Raw genomic sequence first — 23,910 nt, 5'->3', positions numbered from 1 at the left:
TAAATTACGTTTGGCTTTCAATGATTGTATCCATCACGACTTGGTTATGATGCCCATATTCAATGAGTGGTAAATCCCGATCGACTTGATGAAAGGCAAAATAATCATACACCTTTTCTACGAAAGGATAAAATGCTGGATAATAAGCCGCTGCCTCTTTCGACTGTAGCGCTGGCAGCTTTCCTTCTGACCGAATGTCGAGCTCTTCTAATGGTGCTTGAGCTTGCCCTATTAAAAGCAACTTATCATTCTCTAGTGTCATCGTTCCTTGCCTTCCAAATACCTTGATGCTAGACCCAAATCCGTGGTTAACACCAGAAAGCAACTGAATTGAAAATGTGCAATTCTTCTTCATCTTTCCGTGAATAAAGAACCCATCATCTGCATCTCGCATTTCTCCAGCACCTTCAGGTACGTGCGTATGTAACAACCCATTCACGTTCTCCACCTCATCATCCACTAACCATCTCAAACAATCAATCATATGTGTGCCTAAAGCGCCTAGCATACCTCCGAATTGTTGTTTTTCACCCATCCAACCTCTTTTGTTCGAATGCAAGCTTTGATATTGAGGGCTTGAGATGTGATACTCAAAGTGAATAATCTCCCCCTATAATGAACCTTACACCAATTACTTTTGAATTGTAGAAGTGTTCCCCTAACGATCTAGTTATACAGTTCATGTTAAGCAGAGCAATATCCGATGTTGGTTTATCGCAAGGAGCAATTAGTTCGTTTATTTTTGTATTGTGATGAAGGAACAAAAAATGAATACTCTTACTACTCAGCAAAGTAACTTCTAAATTGCATTCCTGAGCTATACACACTTGCTATCATCACAAAGAAGAACAAAATTTCAATATAACTATTAGCCGACCAATAGCCAATGAAATACATAAAAACTAAAATGATAAACAAAACCGATGATATTGTCATTAATAACGTTTTACTCTTTTTTGACATGAAATTTAGCACCTCCTGAACACGAATTGTTAACCTCAATTAAAATAAGGTTAACATAATTTTTAGAGGCTTATAAGCTATTTTCAGTTGCCACACCTTAATCAAATACTAAGTAACAGCCTTGATACTGATGAACCGCTTAATAATAAAGTAAATTATGTTGGAGGTCACTAAAAGCAGAATTACACCTATAAAACTAATTGTAAAACCGTCATTATAAAACGTGATTGCGTTAAGAATATCAGTATTAATTAATTTACCTATTGAGAAAAACACTAAATAAACGGTAACAATTATTATGACTTGAGACATCAAATTCATTAGAAACAAAAGAATTCCACCACCTTGTTGTATCAATATTATTTACTTAAAAAATTATATACGTCTTAAAAATTTTATAAATTTTCCATAGTCAAAATCAGTGTCCAGTAATTCGTTCATCGGCATGAAAAGCACTGATGCTGTTAGTCTTGATACGTTTCTATTGTGTGATGGATCAATTCCTTTAACACATCCAGGTCAATATCAGCCAATTTATTAACATATATACAAGCCTTACTTTTCGTGTGTTTACCGAACCGTGCTAACAGTTCCTCTCTTTTCTCACTTTCATAGGCTAAATAGAGACTAATTTTTGCCTTTCTTGGTGAAAAACCCGCTAAAGGAGCGTCTCCTTCACGTCCAGATGCGTATTTATAATGATAGCTACCGAAACCTATAATACTAGGCCCCCACATCTTCGCCTTGTACCCCGTTACCTCTTCAAAGATCTCTACTAGTCGATAGGCGTCTGCCTTCTTCTTCTCACTTTCTACACTTTCAATAAATTCGTTTACACTGTTATTGGTCTCTTTCATCTTTGGTTCGGGCATGTATGCATTCTCCTTTTTCGAGTAAAGCATTTGCATCGTTTTATAATCAAGAATAATGTTGCCAACAGGTGATTGTTTAACTGCGTAACAAGTATCGATTAGAAAGATTAGAAATAAAAGGGGTTCTCAATCGTTTCACCCCATCTAGAATTTGCCAATCGATACATTGATTTCGCATGAATACGATCATGCCAAATGAAACGACGCATGACCTTTCTTAACGTCCAAAGCTCATTATAACTCCCTTTAAAGACTTTATTTTGAAGATAATTCGGCATCGCTTCAACATACTTTAAAGCAGAAACACGATTTTCATAAATGTCTTTTCTATTTTTGATCGTGACTCCAATTTCTCCCACATAATAGCTTGTCACATTGTTTGTATGAATAAGAACATCGCTTGCAGACAGAGGCACCCAACCATAAAAAGTTTTTCGTTCTTGTCTATTTGTGAAATTCTTGTCAGGAATGGAGTGATATAATTTTCTAAAGTCCCAAGCAGATTTTAAAACGAGCAACTTTAACTTAGAATACTCATCTTCTGAGATTGATGCTCTTTCGCGATCAAATAAAATACATGTATCTGCGTCTCGAACGTTTACATTCACTTTCTGTTCCTGAACACTCTCAATCGAGATCCTCTGCTTACTATTGTCATTATACGCCCACATGCAATAGGCTTGTATCTCACTAGGGATTTTTTGCATAGCTTCGTCTTTGGTACTACCCCTCGCATATGCTCCTGGATAATTTTCTGCATAAATCAAATAACCATTTTCATTATATTCGATAATACACTGTACCACTTCACCCATGCTATTTTCCCTCCTCATTACACATTAATGAGTACAGTACGTCATGGTCGACTCGTTCGTTTTTATTGTGACACTTTCATTATGTAGTTACTAAGAAATTCTTGGTCTTCGGGGAAGGTTAACTCTAACGTCTTTCCAAGCGATATCATAAATAAGATTGTCAGGATCTTGAAAGTTTCTTTTACCTCCTACAACTTTCACCAAGAAGTAGTGAGCTTCAACAGCAACATTAATCTGTTCGTAAGTTCTTTGCTTCACCTTCAGCTTCTCAACGACTTCCACTGTATAACCCGTTTCTTCTTTCACTTCTCTAATGCAACACTCTTCAAATGTTTCTTCTTGTTCTTTTCCACCTGATGGAATAGACCACGTTTTATTCTCTGCAGGTCTACCTTGCAGAACCATTAACAATTGACCATCCTGGTTGATACACACGCCTGAAGAACCCAACCATTTTTTCATTTTGACTCCTCCGTTATCTAACAAATAGGCTTCTCCCCATCTAATGAATTTCCTTCTTCAATGTAATTTTCTTCATTAGTTAAACTAATTCATTTTATTATTAAAATACATGAGTAAGCTTTCACTAATAACCCATATTGAATAATTTCTGCCATGATCTTAGGCTTATTTCGCCTCGTAATCCCATTACATTACCTAGTCATTAGACTCAATTATTCAACACCTATTTAAAAATAAAAAATATTCACGTAGAATGCTTCCCAACATATATTTTAGGAGGTTTTACAATGATACATAGGAAATTGTTATGTCGAAATTCATGGTTAAAATTATCCTTAATTACTACACTAGCGTTAATCGTATCCCTATCTCTTCCATTTGCATCTGTTTCTCAAGCGCAGACTACAGGAAATGATGTCGAACGAATAGAAGAAGCTCTTGAAGGGAATTTTGAGATTTACGAAGATGGAGCCTACACATTTAATAGAGAACAAGCTCTTGAAAATGGTTTAACTGAAATAGAAGCAGATCTAATTGAAGAAAACTTCGGAGAAACATCTGGTGACATTAGCACTCAGGCATTGCCTGTCCTAGCTGTTCCTGCTGCTGTAAAGTCTGTTGCTAAAGCTGCCGCTGTTGGAGGTGCTGCAGCCGTTGGTGTTGCTTTTATGACTGACGTTTATAAAACTAGCGCTTATACAGCTTGCCAGAACTTTTATGGCGAAGTGGGAGCTATAGACAACTTTTGTGAAGCTAACGATTATGTTGACTAAAACATCTACCCAAGGAGGATAATCATGAACAATGATGAACCCATGTCACTCTTAAAAAAAGCGGAAACTATATTTATTAAAACACCTTTGATGAAACTCTTATTATTTATCATACCGATTTCGATGTTTTTAACGTTCGTATACCTTTTTTCTCAAGATGTGTTAAATGCGATTATGCATACCTTTAATCTATAAATTACAAAAAGTGCTTGAGTTAAAATTATTTTAGGAATAAGAAAAACCGAACTAAATTCATCACTCTACAAGTAGAATGGTGAATGAGTTCGGTTTTTTGTATTATAGAACTTTAAAAGCTGTAGTTATTCGTCTTTAGTGTTGGCAATTTTAGTTATGTGCCCCAGCTCTTTATCTTGGGAAAAAGTAAGTTATCTAATTTCATTACCATAAGGATTTACGTTCTGAACTAAGTCTTTAGTTAATCGAATCGCTAAATGCAAAATTATTCAGCTTGTTCATGCACTCTTCTTCTTATCATTATGTCCTTTATGTTCTTCCTTATTGAACTCATTCAATGCCAACTCAAAACGACTCGACACCGATACAGGTCGTGGCTTCGTTAGCAAGCTGACCACAACGAAGAGTAGTACATTTACGAATAAACCATACATTGATGAACTAAGACCAAATGGTAACGGTAAAGGAGTAAATTGAAGGATCATCATGACGAACAATCCGCTAATCATGCCAGTTAATGCTCCGGTTGCAGTGGAACGTTTCCAGAATAATGCACCTAGTGTAGGCACAATTAATTGTGCCGTCCCGCCAAACGCAATTAACCCTACTGTTACGAGTAAACCTGGAGCAAATAACGCTAAAACGTAGGCAATAGCAGAGAATACTAGTAAATAATACCTTCCAATTCTCATCAGTTTTGCATGGGAGGCATCCGGGTTCTTATACCTTTGATAAAAATCTTTTGTCATGACTGTAGACACAGCATGGATTTGACTATTTGCAGTCGACATTGCGGCCGAAGCTCCCGCCGCGAGAATTAAGGCAGCAATAATAAATGGTGCATATTCCATTAACAACAACGGAAGTATTTGATCGGGATTCTCAACACCAGGCATTACGAGAACGCCTGTCCAACTTACTAACAATGATCCTGCGTAACAAATCGCAATGATTGATATTAGGAAAGGCATTAAATTAAAAATCGTACCATTCTTAACCGAATACATACGCAACCACATTTGAGGACCCATTAATGCTCCGATCGCTGTTATAAAACAAAGTGAGATCCACATGCCATATCCTGCATTCCCATCAGGACCAGGTAACACCATATGTTCTGGATATTGAGCTTGCATCTGCTCAAACATCGCTATAGGTCCACCTACAACATTTGAAAGGTAAAGCCCAGCATATAGGAGACCAAATAATAAAATTGCACCGTAGATAATATCTGTCCACGCAATGGCTCTGATCCCGCCAACCCAAACATAAATTAAAATAACGATATAAAACATTAATGCCGCTAACCAAAAAGGAATATAACCTCCCGAAGCAATTTCTATTAGATAAGCTCCGCCTGTCAACTGAATCTGTAAGTATGGAATCGTAAAAACCACAACGACGATCCCAACCACTACTCTTATTTTTTCGCTATCATAAAAATCACCTAAAAGGTCTGACGGCGTCACATAATTAAACTTTTTCCCTAAGTACCAAACCCTCTTCCCAACTACAAAATACAAAATCCCAAATAAAATGTTCCAACCAATTGCAGTTAAATAAACCGGTCCTTCAGAATATAAAGAGGCGTTGGATCCCAAAAACGCAAATGCACTCCACCAGGTTGCCGATACTGTAAAAAATGTTGTGATCGAACCCATATTACGGCCTTGTATGAAATAATCATCACTCGTATTGTCTGATTTAGTTGCCGCCAATACCCCGACGATTAATGGGATTATCATAAATAATAGTATTATAACTACGCCAGAGATCAACTTCTTCACCCCTTACTCTATTTTTTGATTACCCCAATTTAGCTTATATGCGATATACATGACTACAGTTAAAATTGCCCACCAAAAAAAATTCCAAAAAATAAAAAAAGGTAAACCTAAAATGACTGGTTCAATCCGATTCGCTACTAAGATGATTGGACTTTGAAGCATAAATAAACCACCAATGATTAAGATCAAGATTAATTTACGTACACTCAATACTTCTCCCCCCTTATCAAATCAGAATTATTAGATTATTTTATTATTACTAACATACCAAACAATTAACGTTAATGATTCATACATGCTGTTTAACAAACCTCATATTTACCGTTACAATCTGTATTCCTATTGTGAACGAATCTATCAAAGAGTTTTCAATCAAACACCATAGAATGGGGAAAATATGTAGGTGAAACACCAAAAACAACAATAATTGTATTGCTACTTAACCGTTTTACGAGGGGATTTTGCATCGACTATATACATCAAACCATCAAAATCCCAACATAAAAGTACTTACCCCTACGCAAGTTTTCTTAGAGGACTTCTTTAATAGTTCCATACACAAACTCTTGAAACTTCTCTTTTTCCTCCGAGAATGGATTGTGATTGCTTTCTTCAAAGATGGTTAACGAAGCTGTTGGGATCAATTGAGCAATTTCAATTCCGAATTTCATCGGGCACTGGGCATCGTATCTTCCGGCATAAATATAGCTAGTTATAGGTACATTTTTTAGCTTCTCCCTAATATCATAGGTAGGATATTCAACTTTCCTAAAATAATCTAGCCTCTCTCCGACAGGTTTACCACTATTCGGTTTCGTCATCGCATCTTGCAGTTTGTCTTCTGAGTAATAGGACATTAAAGCCCACTCGTAATTCAGTTTTCTACGGGTTTCAATTGGGGTTGTCGGATCGTTTAGTTGATCCATAATTTCTACGATGCGAGTGAAATCCGGATTTTTTGGGCAGTAAATGGAACTCGGGTCTGATCCATATTCATAACTGGCTGCTGCCCCACCTGCAATAATCTTCGTTAGAGAAGCTGGTCGATTAATCGCATACTTCAACGCCAACATCCCACCGGTAGAGTGCCCGGCAAATCCCCATTGACCAAACCCTAAAGTTTCACGAAGTGCTTCTAAATCTAAGATCGTCTCTTCCATACCGTATTCATATTCATGTTTCGCACCTACGGATTGACCCGCACCCCTAAGATTAATGAGATATACTGTATAGACGTCCGTAAACGGATTTGCAAATGCATTTCCACGTTCATTAAAAGCACTATAATGATGGGTGACGGCTAAAGGCTCACCATCTCCTTTTATGAAAACTTCAAAGACGCCCCTGTCTGTCTCAATCAGCTGTTGAGTCCACATGCAAGACCCTCCTTTTCATTCTGTAATCACTGAAAATCTTTTATTTTATCGACACTACTCAGCACTTATGCTAATTCTCAACTTTTTACTTGCACACTTTAATAGATCTTTTGAAAAACACTAGGGTAATCAATTACAAAACCATCATCATCGACTGTTATTTCTGTTTGATAACCTCGACACTCATAATCATAGTAACGATTGCCATCCTTTGTTTTACTATATTTATAACTCTGCTTAACCTTCTTAACTTCTAATTCAGGGAATGTAATATACACCATCTCAAACTTCTTTTCATCACCTACATTCCAACTCTCTCTATTGATTGGTAACGTGTTTGAAAACGGGGTTGCTGATAAATCTACATCAATCGCTCCTCTAAGATTTTCTAAAGGTGTTCCATCCTCATTAAACCAATTCCCATTTCCATCACTATGTATTTTCAATCGATTTTGGTTGTCTATTTCTATATTCACTTCAGTTGTAACCCAATTTTGATTTAGTTGGATGCAGTATTTTATTGCTATTGGTTTACGTCATCGACGGTAGTAATGATTGTTCCAATCGTATTAATGTCTTTTTCTACCTTCATATCAAAATGTTCGTAACCGAATACCTCTAAGTTTTTCCATATAATTTTTTTATTCATTGTATCTCTCCTTCGTTGATTATTCGCTTTCTATAAAACATTTCCTTCTACAGTTTAATACCCTAACACTCTACAAATTAGAAAAAGCGATACGCTATTAACGTATCGCTTAGAAGGAATTCCTTTTAACTTTACCAATTAACCATCACTCAGTTTCTTCTACCGTAATCGAGAAGCTCATCGTCTCTTCAACTTCGAATTGGTTGAATGCTGTCACTGTAATCTCATACGTGCCTGGTTCGGTTGGGACACCTGAAATTGTACGGCTATCTGCAACACCGACCATGCCTTCGGGTAGTCCTTCGAATTCTATGGCTGCATCGTCATCATTGACGAAAAGATCAATTGGACTGATTTCCTCGCCTGAGTTCACGGTCAGGTCATCTTGTTGGCGGATGTTCAATTGTCCGATCTGCTGATCGTCGTCACCATCTTTTCGGTGACGCATATGGGATCGGTTTAGGTTCATTTTCTGGAGGATCAGCAACCGACTGATCGGAATTGCCAAGTTGGATCTGGTCGGTCATGACAGTCGTTCCTCGTGTGCTTAGGGGCAGCGGAGCCGTGTACTCGTCGGTTTCCGGTTGATAGTTACGATTTCCAGTATCATAATCTGTCGCATTGAACTCAGCGAGTTTCGGTGAGTACGTATTTACGGTAACTTCACCGGCATCGATATCGAACTGCAACAACCGCATGAATCCTGTGTTACGCTCGCCATCAACTTCATAGTTCTGATAATCTGCTAACATTTCAAAGACCGGACCGTTGTTGCCGTTAAAATTCTGATTCCAAGCTGTTCCATGATAGTGACCGGAAGAGACCATAACGATGTTGTCATTTTGCTCGACGACTTGTGTTCTCAGTAAATGACTGTTATCACCGTAGCCTCTGTTTCCAGATGCTTTTGAAGCATCATCACTACTTGATGCTCTCAAATAAGCATGCGTAAACAAGAATGCATCACGGTTTGGGAACGCCTCAAGCACTTCATTCGCCCAGTTTCTCTGAGCGTTCGTATGACCATATGGCAAGTGAACCGCGATGAATTCATGGTCGTCCACTTCAAATAAGTCGTAATGGGCGGAGTTATCTCCTTCTTGCCAAGGACCGCCGTAAGTACCGTTCTCCCAAGATTGTGATGCTTCCTCGTATCGTTTTTGAGAGAAATAATCATTGAACATCTCATTGCCAAAAGCACCCCAACCGTTGTCGTGGTTACCTGGGAGGATGCCGTTCGGAATTCCAGCCTCATCAATGATCGCCTGCATATCCGAAGCAAACCCGAATTCCTTATGCGCCTGTTCTTCTGAATGATGCGGCAGCATCCAATTCTCGATAATATCACCTGTATGAGCAACGTATGCAATCTTACGTTGATCTTGATTATCAACGATCCAATTCATCTTATCCCTGTAGGCTGAAGCGAAACGCTCCTGTGCTTCTTCATCAAGTTCTGGGTCAACGGCTCCTTCTGCCAAAAACTGAGTATCTGTGATGTGAGCCAACGAGAAATCATACGTTTCAGGATCACGGAAATCGTCTGTAACACCGCTTGAGTCAGGTTTCCAGTTGCCTGTTCTTGTCATCGATGAATCTTCACCAACAATGGCGATGTGTGTAGCATCATTCACATCACGATAATCCTCAGACAGATAGGCTTTCAATACTGTATTATCAGGTGCGGAGCCTGATTCACTTCGTAATTGATCCCAACGCTCTTTTTCATGATTCCACGCCAACAAGGAAACGTCACGCTCTGGGTCAACCTTCCCGCTCCATCTAACTGGTGTGTGCTCCCCAGGATGCTCCAATTCAAACGCCTGATAAGGGGAAGCATTTGGTCTAACCTGTTCCGACTGCCAGAGTTCATCGTCTTCCTCAAGAACCTCCTCTGGTGCAGAACTGAAATCCATGAGTGATGGTCTTTGTAACTCATCTGTGAAACTTCCTTGCGCGGCACCAAACGGCTCAGTTGCGACCACTTCAGATGTTGAGGCTGCAATCAGCGTTGCAGCCGTTCCAAACGCCACCATCATAAAACCTGCACGCGTTGCCCATTGTCGCCTTCTTGGAATTGATGCGATCGCAAAACCTCGAGTTTTTACTTTCATTGTAGTCCTCCTTACAAAGTTAATTAGAAATTTGATCTCAAGATACGTTTTCCATACCGCTTTGTAAGACCTCCATGAATCACCTCCAATCACGCTTCACCTGTGCATTCTCTGATAACTGCTGATTATTTCTGTTATAATTGCTATAAATTCACTATAAATGATCGATGTTAAGTGATCATAAAGTCGAAGTTAATAGATTCTAAACTATACAACAATATAAAAGTGACTAAATACACAGACTTTATGACCTGGACTTCACTCTGAACTTTCACTTCAATAGCGCATTATAAAAGGAAAAGCCACCAGTTTTCACCTAGTGGCTTTTCCTTTTATCGCGTTGTTTTATACTTTACAAAGTTAATGTTTTAATTATCCAATAGTCCTTGTTCAACTAAAAAATCTCGTGCGACTTCTTCGGGATCTTCATCTTCAAGATCGACTCGGAAGTTTAACTCTGAAATTTCCTCTATCGTCCCAATTCCTGCTAATTGATTTAAAATCTCTTCGATTTCAGGATGTTGTTGGAGTGCAACGTTCGTCACTAAAGGTGCAGCTTGGTACGGCGGAAATAAATCTTCGTCATCTTCCAAAACGACCATGTCATACTCTACAAGTTGTGGGTCGGTCGAGAAGACATCACTGATGTCAATGCTGCCGTTACTAATGGCTTGATAACGTGTCGACACATCAATGGACGTCACATCTGAAAAACTAAATTCATATACATCTTCAAACCCTGCATACCCGTCTTCACGATCCATAAACTCAAAGGTAAAACCAACACTCAACTCATTCGTATAAGGCATTAAGTCAGAAATCGTACTTACTTCTAGTTCTTCAGCGAGCTCCCTTGGCATCGCTAAGGCATACGTATTCTGAAAACCCATTGGTTCTAAAAAGTGAAAGCCATACTCCTCGTAGATTCCGTCTCGTGCTTCTTGATACGACTCTTCTTCGTCATAACTAAACTCTTCCTCATTTAATAGGTCAGCCAATACTGTTCCACTAAATTCAGGATAAATATCAACATCTCCAACGATTAACGCATTGAAGTTCACGTTCGTTGCTCCAAGAGGGGCAATAACTTCTACATTTAAGTCGGTTTCTTCCTCGATTAATAGCTTATACATATTCGCCAAGATTGGAGGTTCCGGACCTAGCTTCCCACCGATGACTAAGTCAGATTCATCTTTAAACATGGATACGACCGGTTGGATCAACACAATCACAAGGGCAATGGCGACAACTGCAATGATTGGCTTAGATGAGGCATGTCGGTTTCTTTTTGTGCCTCGTTCTGTTAAACGAAGAATAACATCTAACACAATCGCTAGAAGTGCAGCAGGAAGCGCACCAAACAAGATGTATTCATTATTCGTTCGTTGAATCCCTGTCATAATGATTTGGCCGAGGCCACCCCCACCAACGAGGGCCGCAAGCGTTGCCGTACCGACAATTAACACCATTGACGTACGAATTCCTGCCATAATCGTCTGCATTGCTAGTGGAAGTTCGATTTTCATTAAACTACGATAAGAGTTCATCCCCATCCCTCTTGCCGCTTCGACAATGGCTGGGTCAACTTCTCGAATTCCGGTGTACGTATTTCTCAAGATCGGCAGTAATGCGTACGCCGTTAACGCAATAATTGCTGGGGTCGTCCCAATTCCAGCAAACAAGACGAGAAAACCGAGTAAAGCAAGCGATGGAATCGTCTGCAAAACCGCCGCAAAACCGATGATCCACTCAGAATAGCGATTGTATCGCGTTAATAAAATTCCTATCGGTAAAGCGATCGCAACTGCAATTAATAACGAAACGAGTGAAAGTTGTACGTGCTCCCAAAAGGAGTTGAATAGTAAATCCGATCGTTCTTGAAACAATGACACGTAAGATTCCATAAAATTCGCCATATCGTTTTGCACCAATCAACATTGACTCATTCCTAGTTGACTGTGCATTCCTCTATTCCTTGCACTAGGAGGGTGCATGTAATCTTTTTTTCTGATTGCAGCTATACTAACGCACGAGCTAAGTCTTTATAAGAGACACTTCCAATGACCTTGCCATTCTCTTGAACCGGTAAAGCTGGAAGATGACTACTCTCCAATAGTTCAAATGCTGACTTCACGGAACTTGATGCATCAATTGGAATCATCGCCTCCAACTCGTTGTGATCGTTAAACGTTGTTATCCATTCACCGTGCTCATTAATAATAAACTGCACCGTTACTCGCTGCTCGTCACGATGAGTACGTATGTATTCACTCCTGTCAGTTGGGATTAACGATTCTTTTAACGACAGGTTCTTCTGTTCAAATGATCGACCGATAAAAGCTTCAACCGCTGGTGTTGCTGGATTTCGTTTCAGCTCATCTGCCGTGCCTACTTGCAACAGAACACCTGCTTCCATCATGCCAATTCTGTCTCCGAGCAAAGTTGCTTCGTTCATATCATGCGTGACAAACACGATCGTTTTTTTTATTCTTTGTTGTAACTTCTTAATGTCTTTTTGTAATTGTTCTCGTACGAGTGGATCGAGCGCACTAAACGGTTCATCCATCAAAATAATGTCCGGATCTCCTGCTAGCGCTCTTGCAACCCCGACCCGCTGTTGTTGACCACCCGATAAATCAGCCGGAAGCCGATCACGGTATGTATCAGGATCCATCCCCACCAGTTCTAGCAATTCATTCACTCGTTTTTGTATATCGTCTTGTTTCCACTTTTTCATCTCAGGTACGACCGCAATATTCTCTGCGACAGTTAGATGAGGGAATAGCGCAATTTGTTGCAAGACGTAACCGATATTCCATCGTAATTCATGCATGTTAACGTCTGTATGATTTGAACCATTGATCGTAATCGTACCGCTTGACGCATCAATTAATCGGTTAATCATCTTAAGCGTCGTCGTTTTGCCACATCCGCTCGGCCCAATTAACACGAAGAATTCACCACGTTCGATCGTAAACGATAATCCCTTTACTGCTTTTCTGTCTTCTGTAAACGACTTGTCCACTTGATTAAATGTAATCACCGAAACCGTACCCCTCATTTCTTCACTCATTCAATTGCTCATTAAACGTAGTATAACCCGACGTTCGCATTTAAAATAAACGATTGCGATCGTAAAAGTCACACGTACTAAGATAATCCTTTTGCTTATTCTCTATTTTTAACAGAAAATGGATGCTAGGTACAACGTTTTGATTGTCTTAATGGGGCTTATCTGTTAACAACCAACCTTTTAATTCATTAAAGCGATCACTTGAACGGTATGTATTTATCGTTTATTGTGTGAATTTCGAACCTAGAGGACTTTTTTTTTAACACGTGCAAACAGATGCTGCCAAAACCATTACGAACGTTAGCTACACCGTAATTTTCGTTTCATTCATTGCATCCTTCCTTACATTGGTATTTACAAACAGTGTGGGCTACTTTATTTATATAGGTTTTATGCTCTTTTATAGTGGGTTAACGATTGTAGAAATCAGAAAAGAGAATAAGAAATACGCCTTACTTTACGGAACGTTGTTTTTACTATTTTTAGTGATTGTGATTTTAGAAATATTTGTTTTTTGAGGGTGGCTTTCGAGTATCTGATGAGGAATTTTGACATTGTTAAAGATAGGAAACATGTAATGTAGAAAGAAAACACATATGCACTAACGATTCTTAATAAATTCATGGAGTAAGTTAGTTTAGACTTGTAATTTCTCACTATTAACAGTTTTTTACTCCCCCAAAATTAAGGGATGAGGATATGGTGATTGCTTCTCTCTATGTTTCATCTCAATATTGTGACATAAAAAAGCCTTTATTTCTGTTTGAAATTTAAGGAGCAATGCTCCGGATCATAATCATAAGAACATTACTCCTTTCAAATTTTTTATAGTCGTGGTGATTTTATTGTCATTTTAAGTAATGTCCCGAGTGCAATTAAAAAGATTATCAATTGTTAGATTCTTACACAAAATATTATTGTGAAGTCTTACAGCCTAGATAATTAATTACATTCCTACTGATTCTGATCCTCTTTTTTTCGACCGCACCTCATTGATTAACGTGTAGATTACACAAGCCAATCCGATTAAGATGAAAATTGCAGAAAACGGCTTGGTGAAAAAGTCGGTCACATCTCCTGTGGACATCAGGCTCTTCGTAGATAAGTCTCCAGTAAAGGGCCGAGAATAAAGCCTAATATGAGCGGTGCAATTGGGAAGCGACTCCTTAATAGTATATATCCGATAACACCGAAAAAGAGCATTACACCGATATCAAATGAAGATGTGTTTGTGGCAAATGCACCGATGAAACACAGCACAAGGATGACGGGAAACAAGTATTCTTTTGGTACCATCAATACTCGTGTAAAGAATCTCATCGCGAACAACTGAAAAAACAGTACAAGGAAAATAGCGACGAAAAAAGCGATAAACACGACGTTAACAATATCTCTATTCTCAGCAAAAAATAATGGACCCGGCTGAATACCATGAATCATAAAGCCACCAAGTAAGATCGCAGTGACCGTATCGCCCGGAATACCCAATGTAAGCATCGGAATCAGTGAACCGCCAACAGCTGCAGTGTTAGCAGATTCAGAAGCATATATCCCTCTGGTGCACCTTTCCCAAACTTCTTTTTATCTTTGGAGGCTTGTTTCGTTTGAGCATAGGCGACAAGGTTCGATGTTCCACTACCCAAGCCTGGCAATATCCCAAATGCGATCCCAATGAGGGAGGAACGAAGTAGGTTCCACTTATTTGCGAAAAATTCAGCGAACTTTATGCCAATTCCTCTGACCGAGAAGTTCATATCTTTTCTCTGATCCCCAGCACGGATTTCAGAAAGGATTTGAGCAATAGCAAATAATCCCATTATTAGAGGCAATAAACTAATACCACCTTTAAGTTCCAACACACCAAAAGTGTATCGCTCAAGTCCATCTACAGGGGCGAACCCAATCATCCGATGGCCAACCCGATGAATCCAGCGGTTATTCCTTTTAACATACTGCCTTGTGCTAAAACAGCAAGTAGTGAAAGAGCAAAAAAGATAAGGGCAAAAAATTCAAACGGTCCCATTTGCACTGCAAATCTCGATATTAGCGGAGAAACCGTTGTAAGCGCAATAAAACTCAGTAACCCACCGACAAGTGAGGCTACCACTCCAATGCCTAATGCACGTACAGGTTCACCGTTTTTCGCCATTGGATACGCATCAAATGTCGTCGCAATCGATGATGGAGTTCCTGGTATTCCCAATAATGTTGAAGCAACTAAACCTCCTGACACACCCCCGAGATGAAGACAAATAAGAAAGCTAATCCCTTGAATTGGTTCTAGGGTGAACGTGAAAGGGACAAATAATGCCATCCCCATTGTCGATGTTAAACCGGGAACTGTTCCGAAGATCAATCCAATAAAAACACCTAAAACCATGAGCAAGATGACAAAGGGTGTAAATACTTCGCTGATACTTGAGAGTAATACATCCATCTTTTATCCCCCTTATCCTATAAAACCACCAGGCAAAATGACATCTAGAAACTCCGTAAAGATCCAATAGATGAGAAATGTAATACCTAGAGAGGCCACACCGACTTGAATGAAATGTCTGATTGTATTCTTCTTCGATAAATAAAGCATTGTAGCGACGAGAAAGATGAATGTGCTTAACATATAACCGAGGAGCGAAAATGCATCGCGTATAAAATTAAACTTCCTAAAATGACATACATTTTCTTTTCTTGTTCTTTTTTCTTCGGTAAATCTTCTACTGGCTTGTCTTTTACTTTTAATCCGCTGATAAACAATCCCACACCGCACAACGCCAATGCGCCTCCAACTACCCTGGGCAGGAGAACAGGGCCAGGATCGTCCATGAGTATCATATAATTCATCGTAAGCGTTTCCAAAATCATGTAAACACCTACAATAAATACGCTAATTCCGATCCACCGATCCAACTTAGTCACACCAATTCCCCCTTTCCTAATCTCCTTTTAGCAACTCTTGAGCAATGATTTCTGCCTTTTCTAGTTCTTCTTTGTTAAACTCACGGGATTCTTCGCTGTTCATGAGAATATGAGTTTGAAATGTTGTCGATAAATCTTCAATGTAATCTTCATCTTTTGCAAGTTCCTCTGTTGCTTCATTCCATTTTTGTACAATTTCATCAGGCAAATCTGCTGGTCCGTATAACGTATGAACGATCGGGAACTGAACGTCATAACCTTGTTCTAATGCTGTTGGAATTTCAGGTGCTAATTCATCTCGTTCTTCTGACAAAACGGCTAACGCTTTGAAATCCCCGGAATTCACATAATTTAATGCGTTTCCAATGCCGGTTGAGACAAAGTCAATTTGATTACCGAGCAATGCGGTCATTCGATCCGATTCTCCACCAACGTCAAGCACTTTAATATCAACGCCTGCGATTTGTCCAAGCTGTTCACCCATGAAGTGAGTTGTGCCGCCTATTTGTCCGCCATACAAAATTTCATACGGACGCTCTCTTGCCTCTTCAACCAACTCTTCTAAAGAATCCCAAGGCGCGTCGGCACGTGTAACAAAGACTTGATTAATCCCAGCAAATGTACCAATCGGTTTCATTTCAAGTGCAGAATAGTCATACTGACCGACAGCATAGCTCGTATGCAAAGCTTGGTGATAATACAATAGCTTGTATCCGTCACCCGGTGCCCTGTATACATTTTCAAACGCAAGCGCCCCTCCTGCTGCATCTTGATTGACGATTACAAAGTCACTGTCCAAGTATCTGCCAATATGGCGCGCGAGCACTCTGGCCCCAGCATCTGATTGCCCACCAGGGGAGGCCGGAACATATAGCTCAATCGTTTGATTCGGGTAATGATCAATTGCCGCTTCTGATATAGCCGTCTCGGTTTCATCGCTACATCCGGCAAGAATAACCACGTTCAGAAACAATGCAATCAGAATCATTTTGTAAGGTGTTCGTTTCAAGACTCTTCCCCCTAACTTTACGAACGAGTTTGCGCAGTTCGATCTTGCAGCTGATGGACCGACACGTCATCCCAACTAAGCGTGTCCACACGGTATTGATCTATTTTTTCCCAATCAAGTTCCATGCCTAACCCGACCGTAGAACGTTGCGGTAAATAGAGGTAACCGCTTTCATAACGGACTTTATTTTTCACCACATCAGCGACGTATAGCTCCGGACCTGTTGGATCTGAAATATAATTCAAGTTGTCAAGTGTCGAACCGAAGTAAGCCATTGCTGTTGTTCCAATCGAAAGCTCCTGTGTCGTTCCGATTAATACGCTTTTTCCTGCAACACCTGCTGCATCCGCGGCTTTCCTGGCAGATGTAATTCCGCCAATAAACACCGGTGCTATATTGAAGATATCCACAGAATCATGCTTGATCATTTCGTATTGCTGGCGCAGACTCCATACGTGTTCGCTCACTGGCAGCTCACATTGCAGTCGGAAGTGACGCAATCCTTCGAAATCGTTGCGAAACGCGGGACTTTCAATTAAATCAACAGGGTACTTCGAAAGTCGCCGAGTAATCCTTAAAGCATCTTTCCAGTCTAGAAGGTGACTGAAATCAAAAGATTTAATTCTAACTTTCCCTTCAAACTCTTTGTATAGTCGATCTAAAAATGCTTCGTCCGCTTCAACATTTTTACCTACATACAGACGGAACACATCGAATCCTTTCGCATATTGTTTTCTAACAAGTTCAATGTTTTCATCGACTTCATCCATAAACCGATGACGAAAAATTGGGAAACACACTTTTATTTTTTCACGTTGCGACCGCCTAAAAGATCAGATACGGACACGCCCGTAAGTTTTGCACACAAGTCGTACAAAGCAGTATCTACACCATTTCTAATAAAACTTCCTTTTTCATAGTAATACATTGCCTCTGGAAAATTTCCGTTTAACTCGGTATTGATTGGAGCAAGATCAAAAGGATTTTTTCCAACAAGAATTTGTTTTAGTGTATTTTCAAGGTCGAAGATATCAACGCTGTATTTTGGGAGATGAGAGAAGTCGGACATCTCTCCAATCCCCTCTGCACCTTCATCTGTAAACAGTTGAATGATCACATGTTTATTCACAAACCCTGTCAGTCGTGGGATTCCGATTGCCGTCAACTTTACATCAGTAATTTTCATTGTCATTGCCCCTTTACAAATACAGTTTTAATTGAAGTATAAAACTCTTTTGCAGCCTGTCCTTGCTCTCTTGAGTGTGAACTCGATGACTTCATGCCACCGAACGGAGCTTGCAGTTCGACCCCGGCACTTTCAGCATTTACGCGTACAAGACCCGCATCCATGTCTTCAATAAAGGTGAGCATCTTTTGGATGTTCGTTGTAAAAATTGAAGCGCTTAGTCCATAACGGCTGTCGTTTGCAATCGCTAGCGCGTCTTCAAGGTCTTTAGCAACAATAAGGGCAATGACCGGTCCGAAAATTTCTTCTTGAGCGATACGCATATCACTCTTGACGTTTGAGAAGATCGTCGGTTCGACGAAATATCCTTCCGTGAAATTGCCACCAGTCATTCGTTCCCCGCCGCACAAGACATCTGCGCCTTCCTGTTTTCCAATCTCAATATAATCAAGTACTGTTTTCAGCTGTGCCTCACTAGCGGAAGGTCCCATCCAAATGCCGTCATCAATCGCGTTGCCGATCGTAATTTCTTTCGTTTTTGCAACGAGTAGTTTTTGGAACGGCTGAAGTACTTCTTCAGCGACAATGACACGGCTAGTTGCTGTACATTTCTGACCTGTTGAACGAAATGCCCCGCTGATCGTAGCTTCTACTGCCAACGCAAGGTCAGCGTCTTCAGCGATGATGACTGGGTTTTTTCCGCCCATTTCAAGCTGGTATTTCGCGCCTCTTTCCGCCGCTGTTCTTCCAATTTGTCTGCCAGTTTGTTCAGAACCAGTGAAGGTAAGTCCATGTACCTTTTCATGCCCGACTAGTGCGTCGCCGATTACACGTCCAGAACCGGTCACAAAGTTGATGACGCCATCAGGAAGTCCCGCATCAGCGAAACATTCGACAACTTTTGCCGCGGTAACGGCCGCTTCTGTCGCCGGCTTAAACACAACTGTATTTCCATAAATGAGTGCTGGCGCAATCTTCCAAACGGGAATCGCGACCGGGAAGTTCCAAGGCGTAATGACTCCAACTACACCTAGTGGCACTCTCTTTGAGAACATGAGCGCTTTACTGTCGGTTGAAGGTATAACATCTCCGTCCGCGCGCATTCCTTCCCCTGCATAGTAACGAAGAATTGCGACACCACGAGCCGTTTCCCCTTTTGATTCTGGCAGGGTTTTTCCCATCTCACGCGCTAGTGTTTCCGCAATGTCATCCAGCCTTTCTTCCAAGATATTTGCCGCCTTGAATAAGTAGCTTCCCCGTTCAGCGCCTGTCAGCTTTCGCCATGGTCTTGATGCTGTCTCCGCCGCTTCCACTGCTTCTTCGACGTCTTCTGCTTTGGAATTCTGAACGTATCCAACGATTTCTTTAGTATTTGACGGGTTAATACTCTCGATTGGCGATTGGTCTTTTTCTTTCCATCGCCCATTTAGATAATTGCCGAATACTCTGTCAGTTTTGACTACCATCTCTGTCACCCTTTCGCCGTTTCTAATAGATTCCAACTGTGCAGCAACTCTCTTACCAATGCTTTATCTGCATCACTCAATGCATCGACCGGAGCTCTCGTTACTCCTGCATTCTGACCGAGCATTTCCATTGCTTCCTTGATAACAACAACATTATTACCTTGATTATATTGAGCTCGTAAATCCTCGAATGGCAGAATCTCTTCCCACAACTTCCATACAATTGCATGATCGTCATTCCGTAATGCATCCAGCATCTCGACTGCTTTTCCGGGGAGAATGTTCACTAGGCCTGACGTAAAACCCTTGGCACCCGCATTCCAATAAAACGGTGCCCATTTCTCTGCTGTCCCGCAAATCCATGTCACTCCATGCTCTTTCGAAATCGTACGCACAATTTTTGCAAAACGAGGCAAATCATTAATTGCATATTTTACACCGACGAAATTATCAAGCGGAGCAAGATCAATGAGTACTTGATCAGAAACTTCAGGATCTTTAAAATAAATAACCGTTGGAATGTCAATCGCCTCGATAATCTCTTGAAAATACGCCTTCACACCACCTGTAGTTACATACGGGTGAATCGGCATATGAATCATTACTGCGTCCGCCCCGACATCCTTTGCATAGTTTCCAAGTTCAATCGCTGTAGGCACTGCGTAACCAATTCCCGCCATAACAAGCGCCCGCCCATTAACAATCTCTATTGTTCTCCGAATTTCCTCTTTTGCCTCCGCAATAGAAAGCGCATAGAACTCACTTGTGTTCCCACAAGGAACGATGACGTCAATTCCATTTTCCACAATTAAATCAATTGTTTCCTTATATTGAACCCAATCAATCTGTCCATCTGTTGCCCGAAAAGGGGTAATCGGTATTCCTGAGATGGTTTCTAAAGCCTTGGCAATCTTCATAAACTATCATCCTTTTTTATTTTATCGTTTGAACAATCGCTTCTGCCGCCCCGACCGCCATCGCTCTCATACTGTCTTCGGTATGCGCAGCCATATGAGGCGTCAATATAACGTTTTCATAATCTTTCAATGGGTAATCAAGCGGCATCGGTTCCTCCGCATAACAATCGAGAGCTGCCCCTGCAATTTGATCAGTATCTATCGCTTCAATAAGTGCTTCTTCATTCACAATACCACCTCTTGCAGCGTTAATAAGGTAACTTGCAGGTTGCATCGACTGAAAGAAATGATAATCAATCAAGTTCTTGGTCCCATCATTCAGCGGAACATGAACGGAAACAAATTCGGATTGCTTTGCAATCGTCTCAAGTTCCTTTACTTGTTCAACATATTCCGGAAACTCTTTTGCGTAAGGATCATATGCAATCACGTTCATGTCTAGCCCGAGTGCACATTTCTTCGCCACACTTTGTGCAATGTTGCCAAAGCCGACAAGACCAAGTGTTTTACCTTTTACTTCCTTCCCAATCAATACGTTCCGACTTTCATAGTTACCGCGGCGAAGTGCCCGTTCAGCTTCTGGTATTCGGTGAGCAATTGAGAGCAGAAAGCCGGTTACATGCTCCGCAACGGAATTCACATTGGCAATCGGTGTATTGCATACAGTAATTCCGTTTTGTTCGCAATACTTTGTATCGATGAGATCAAGACCGATGCCGTGTCGGGCAATGACTTTCAGCTCCTTGCCACGTTCTAATTGCTCGGCCGCAAGCGTTGTTGTTCTTACAAGAATTGCAGTGGCAGTTTCCATATACTTATCAATCTCTTCACGTGAATCATTTTCAAGTTCAATAACTTGCAAACCATGATCTTTCAAAACTTGAATTCCATCGGCGTGAATGGGCTGCGGCACGAGTACATTCATGATTGTCTGTCTCCCTCTAGCCGCGCCTCTGCCGCCAAGATATTATCTTTAGTACGAAGAATATGATCTTTCATGAGTTGTTCTGCCTGCTCTGGGTTGCGCTGTTTAATGGCCTCGAAAACCGCTCGATGTTCATGAAAGCCTTTTTCACGTTCTACTTCAACTTTGAGTGCTCGTTTGCGAAACGCTTTGTCGATGTTACGTAGATTGCCTAAAATGTTTTGCATCATCACATTTCTTGTACTATCAATGATCAGTTGATGAAACCGGGAGTTCTGCTCAAGTAATGCTTCAGAATCTCCTTTTTTATGGAGTCCTTCCATGATGAGTACAAGTTTCTCCAGCTCTTGAAGCTCCTCATCATTCATTTTCACCGCAGCGAGTCGTGCACATAATGACTCAACCGAGGCACGAAGCAAAAGAATTTCTTCAATTGAGGTTGAGGCATATTCAGACACGAACGTCCCTTTGCGCGGAACGGTGACGAGCATCCCTTCATTTTCAAGAATTCGAAACGCCTCTTTAATTGGCGTCGTACTTATCCCCATCATGCTTGATAATTCACGTTCTTTAAGATGTTCTCCCTCTTCGAAGTATCCGCTTACAATTCCTTCACGAATCTTTTCGACGACTAACTCGCGCAATGATTTAACTAATTTTGGATCAACTGTAAAAAACTTCTCATTCCGTTCTGACATGAAGCTCACCCCAAATATAAAATATGATATCTGATATATCAGAGTATAGTTTAAGAATGCTAAATTGTCAAAACATTATTTTTCGCAATTAGTAAAAACCTAAAGATTGATTACAAATGTTTTTTTCGAAAGCGAACCGTTTATAATCCAAGTTTGCTGCTTTGATGCAGTCATTGAAACCTCTCGACAAAACCTATTAAGCTTCGAATTGGTTGTCAACACTAGACAATTCTTTATTCGTCCATGAACGACCACACCGTGAAGATGCCAACCGCTATGAAGGTGAAGTGTATTGTGAAGCAACCAAACACGCGACACAACTGATATAACGATATGGATCTACTAAATGAATAAGTATGGAAACAATGAAAGAAATAGCGAAGGGACGGAAAGGCAAAGAGTTGTTTGTGGTATCTTTATATAAAAAGGATAAATGATTGGGAAATTATTCAATAAAGGTATGGGTGTATGAATGGATATAAAAACATTATGGGGTTTAAGGGTACAGGAATATTAACAAAAAATGTTCAGGTACTATTCGATAATTGGTGCAAATGTTTTTTTCTAATCATTAGTAGTATTTTTATTAATTATTTTCATTCATTTCTACAGTGGATCCCTCCTCAACTTTCTGTTGAAGTACTCTTATCATTATTCGTAACCTACATTTTATTACGGACAAAAGTGCGGACTTTTGTTAAGAGGGCCGATATCCCCTTTTTGTTGCCATTAGAAGCGGTTAAAGCCCTATTTTTTTAGTCACTTCTGTATAGTTTTGTTATTGATCTAATTAAATTGGTAAGTTTCATCACTGTTTTTTTATCCCTGTTTATGCTCACAACGACTATACATCTTCTCTTTATTTTATTTATCGTGGTCATTGTTGCTTGTAACAGTTTAATGAAGTGGATTGAACGATGGTTAGAGAATCAAGTACAACTTGTGTTACACAAGTTGAATCGGTTCTTTTTACTCTATTTAATGTGTTATTTTTTGTTTAACAACGACTGGATGTACATGCTTATAGTCATGAGCATCCATTTCGCCTATTTCTTTTACTTTATTAGAAAGAAAAGAAATCTGAATTGGCAGTGGCTCATCGATGAAGAAGAAAGTGCCTTAATAAGAAATTATAAATTTATTAACTTTTTCATAGATGTGCCTAATCTTAAACGTTCGTTTCGTCGTAGACGTTTGCTCACAAGGATTCTCCAAAGGTGTATCCCATTTAAACAGAGTAATACATTCGTATATCTTTACTCACACTTGTTTGCAAGACATAATGATTACTTTTACTTTTATTTACGACTGACTGTAATTGGCATGCTTATTAATTATGCGATTCCAACAGGTAGTTGGATTTTCACTCTTCTAATTCTATATATTACAGGATCGCAAGTCATCCCTTTGCAACATGAAATGAAACAAAGTGTACTCCTTTTTCCTAATCAATCTCAGATAAAAGATTCTTTTTTGAAGTTTGTCTCGGTCATGCTATATGCACAATTTTTCATTCTCTATTTCGCAATGTTCATCCTTACTTCTAGTGCTAACTTATTCATGCTTGTCATTGGAAGTATCTTCGTTTATGTATATGTCTATTTCTTTGTATCAAAGAGAATCGATATCTCAGGAAGTACTTCTAAAAATTAACGTGGTATTCAAGTAACCGGACTTTAGCTGAAAGTGCTAAAAGAACAGGATCATCATGCTA

Annotated in this window: 22 protein-coding genes and 3 pseudogenes; 2 read left to right on the top strand and 23 right to left on the bottom strand. The window is 40.0% G+C overall.

Annotated features, from left to right (window positions below; translation table 11 throughout):
• Positions 1–4: 4 nt before the first annotated feature.
• The 5 genes from JCM19038_RS08220 to JCM19038_RS08195 form a co-directional block, all read right to left on the bottom strand.
• A complete protein-coding gene (locus tag JCM19038_RS08220; protein WP_304412581.1) occupies positions 5–601 on the bottom strand; it encodes a Gfo/Idh/MocA family oxidoreductase in 597 nt (198 codons plus the stop codon).
• Between the two features lie 179 nt (positions 602–780).
• Positions 781–963: a hypothetical protein gene (locus JCM19038_RS08215; protein ID WP_042416591.1), complete on the bottom strand. Its 183-nt coding sequence runs from the start codon at positions 961–963 to the stop codon at positions 781–783.
• Between the two features lie 464 nt (positions 964–1,427).
• Positions 1,428–1,835, bottom strand: a complete 408-nt coding sequence (locus JCM19038_RS08205; RefSeq protein ID WP_042416584.1) for a DUF1801 domain-containing protein — start codon at positions 1,833–1,835, stop codon at positions 1,428–1,430.
• Between the two features lie 107 nt (positions 1,836–1,942).
• The gene (locus tag JCM19038_RS08200) at positions 1,943–2,650 is read right to left on the bottom strand and encodes a hypothetical protein (protein WP_042416581.1); all 708 of its coding nucleotides are present in this window, start codon (positions 2,648–2,650) and stop codon (positions 1,943–1,945) included.
• 90 nt (positions 2,651–2,740) lie between these two features.
• Positions 2,741–3,112 (bottom strand): NUDIX hydrolase, encoded by a 372-nt coding sequence (locus tag JCM19038_RS08195; protein WP_307189997.1) that lies wholly within the window; start codon positions 3,110–3,112, stop codon positions 2,741–2,743.
• A gap of 287 nt (positions 3,113–3,399) precedes the next feature.
• Here JCM19038_RS08195 and JCM19038_RS08190 point away from each other — a divergent pair, with 287 nt between their 5' ends.
• The gene (locus JCM19038_RS08190) at positions 3,400–3,885 is read left to right on the top strand and encodes a hypothetical protein (RefSeq protein WP_042416578.1); all 486 of its coding nucleotides are present in this window, start codon (positions 3,400–3,402) and stop codon (positions 3,883–3,885) included.
• A 473-nt stretch (positions 3,886–4,358) separates the two neighbouring features.
• Here JCM19038_RS08190 and JCM19038_RS08185 read toward each other — a convergent pair whose 3' ends face one another.
• The 18 genes and pseudogenes from JCM19038_RS08185 to JCM19038_RS08105 all read right to left on the bottom strand — a co-directional run bounded on the left by JCM19038_RS08185 (position 4,359) and on the right by JCM19038_RS08105 (position 22,196).
• Positions 4,359–5,858, bottom strand: coding sequence for a sodium:solute symporter family protein (locus JCM19038_RS08185; protein WP_081831699.1), 1,500 nt, complete (start codon positions 5,856–5,858; stop codon positions 4,359–4,361).
• Between the two features lie 12 nt (positions 5,859–5,870).
• Positions 5,871–6,077: a DUF3311 domain-containing protein gene (locus JCM19038_RS08180; RefSeq protein WP_042416575.1), complete on the bottom strand. Its 207-nt coding sequence runs from the start codon at positions 6,075–6,077 to the stop codon at positions 5,871–5,873.
• A gap of 320 nt (positions 6,078–6,397) precedes the next feature.
• Complete coding sequence (locus tag JCM19038_RS08175; RefSeq protein WP_042416572.1) at positions 6,398–7,243, bottom strand: alpha/beta fold hydrolase; 846 nt, start codon at positions 7,241–7,243, stop codon at positions 6,398–6,400.
• 98 nt (positions 7,244–7,341) lie between these two features.
• Positions 7,342–7,719 carry a putative glycolipid-binding domain-containing protein gene (locus JCM19038_RS08170; RefSeq protein ID WP_238554332.1) on the bottom strand — a complete coding sequence of 126 codons (378 nt, stop codon included), beginning with the start codon at positions 7,717–7,719 and terminating at the stop codon, positions 7,342–7,344.
• A 47-nt stretch (positions 7,720–7,766) separates the two neighbouring features.
• Positions 7,767–7,892, bottom strand: coding sequence for a hypothetical protein (locus tag JCM19038_RS24365; protein ID WP_255343363.1), 126 nt, complete (start codon positions 7,890–7,892; stop codon positions 7,767–7,769).
• 145 nt (positions 7,893–8,037) lie between these two features.
• Entirely contained in the window at positions 8,038–8,340 is a 303-nt protein-coding gene (locus tag JCM19038_RS08165; protein ID WP_042416569.1) for a putative Ig domain-containing protein, read from the bottom strand.
• Entirely contained in the window at positions 8,318–10,006 is a 1,689-nt protein-coding gene (locus JCM19038_RS08160) for a hypothetical protein (protein WP_042416567.1), read from the bottom strand. Before JCM19038_RS08160 ends, JCM19038_RS08165 begins: the two co-directional genes overlap by 23 nt.
• A gap of 368 nt (positions 10,007–10,374) precedes the next feature.
• Positions 10,375–11,922, bottom strand: a complete 1,548-nt coding sequence (locus JCM19038_RS08155; RefSeq protein WP_304412580.1) for an ABC transporter permease/substrate-binding protein — start codon at positions 11,920–11,922, stop codon at positions 10,375–10,377.
• 101 nt (positions 11,923–12,023) lie between these two features.
• Positions 12,024–13,049: an ABC transporter ATP-binding protein gene (locus JCM19038_RS24715; protein WP_304412579.1), complete on the bottom strand. Its 1,026-nt coding sequence runs from the start codon at positions 13,047–13,049 to the stop codon at positions 12,024–12,026.
• 1,116 nt (positions 13,050–14,165) lie between these two features.
• Positions 14,166–15,459: pseudogene (locus JCM19038_RS21745) on the bottom strand (tripartite tricarboxylate transporter permease).
• A 69-nt stretch (positions 15,460–15,528) separates the two neighbouring features.
• A pseudogene (locus tag JCM19038_RS25410) lies at positions 15,529–15,920 on the bottom strand (tripartite tricarboxylate transporter TctB family protein).
• Between the two features lie 91 nt (positions 15,921–16,011).
• Positions 16,012–17,004: a tripartite tricarboxylate transporter substrate binding protein gene (locus tag JCM19038_RS08130; RefSeq protein WP_042416557.1), complete on the bottom strand. Its 993-nt coding sequence runs from the start codon at positions 17,002–17,004 to the stop codon at positions 16,012–16,014.
• A gap of 17 nt (positions 17,005–17,021) precedes the next feature.
• Positions 17,022–17,774 carry a mandelate racemase/muconate lactonizing enzyme family protein gene (locus JCM19038_RS24995; RefSeq protein WP_307189996.1) on the bottom strand — a complete coding sequence of 251 codons (753 nt, stop codon included), beginning with the start codon at positions 17,772–17,774 and terminating at the stop codon, positions 17,022–17,024.
• A gap of 32 nt (positions 17,775–17,806) precedes the next feature.
• Positions 17,807–18,190, bottom strand: a complete 384-nt coding sequence (locus JCM19038_RS24990; RefSeq protein ID WP_307189995.1) for a mandelate racemase/muconate lactonizing enzyme family protein — start codon at positions 18,188–18,190, stop codon at positions 17,807–17,809.
• A gap of 2 nt (positions 18,191–18,192) precedes the next feature.
• Positions 18,193–19,656, bottom strand: coding sequence for an alpha-ketoglutaric semialdehyde dehydrogenase GucD (gene gucD / locus JCM19038_RS08120; protein WP_042416554.1), 1,464 nt, complete (start codon positions 19,654–19,656; stop codon positions 18,193–18,195).
• Positions 19,657–19,661: 5 nt separating this feature from the next.
• Positions 19,662–20,573 (bottom strand): dihydrodipicolinate synthase family protein, encoded by a 912-nt coding sequence (locus JCM19038_RS08115; protein ID WP_042416551.1) that lies wholly within the window; start codon positions 20,571–20,573, stop codon positions 19,662–19,664.
• Positions 20,574–20,589: 16 nt separating this feature from the next.
• Positions 20,590–21,498 carry a hydroxyacid dehydrogenase gene (locus tag JCM19038_RS08110; protein WP_042416548.1) on the bottom strand — a complete coding sequence of 303 codons (909 nt, stop codon included), beginning with the start codon at positions 21,496–21,498 and terminating at the stop codon, positions 20,590–20,592.
• A complete protein-coding gene (locus tag JCM19038_RS08105) occupies positions 21,495–22,196 on the bottom strand; it encodes a GntR family transcriptional regulator (protein ID WP_042416546.1) in 702 nt (233 codons plus the stop codon). Before JCM19038_RS08105 ends, JCM19038_RS08110 begins: the two co-directional genes overlap by 4 nt.
• A gap of 468 nt (positions 22,197–22,664) precedes the next feature.
• Between JCM19038_RS08105 and JCM19038_RS25405 the strand changes: the two are divergent.
• Positions 22,665–23,849, top strand: a pseudogene (locus JCM19038_RS25405) (ABC transporter permease).
• Positions 23,850–23,910: the final 61 nt, after the last annotated feature.

Origin of the sequence: Geomicrobium sp. JCM 19038 (assembly GCF_000698125.1) — a bacterium.
GTDB lineage: Bacteria > Bacillota > Bacilli > Bacillales > Marinococcaceae > Geomicrobium_A.
Note: the sequence above shows the minus strand (reverse complement) of the source record. Positions and strands in the feature narration are given on the sequence as shown.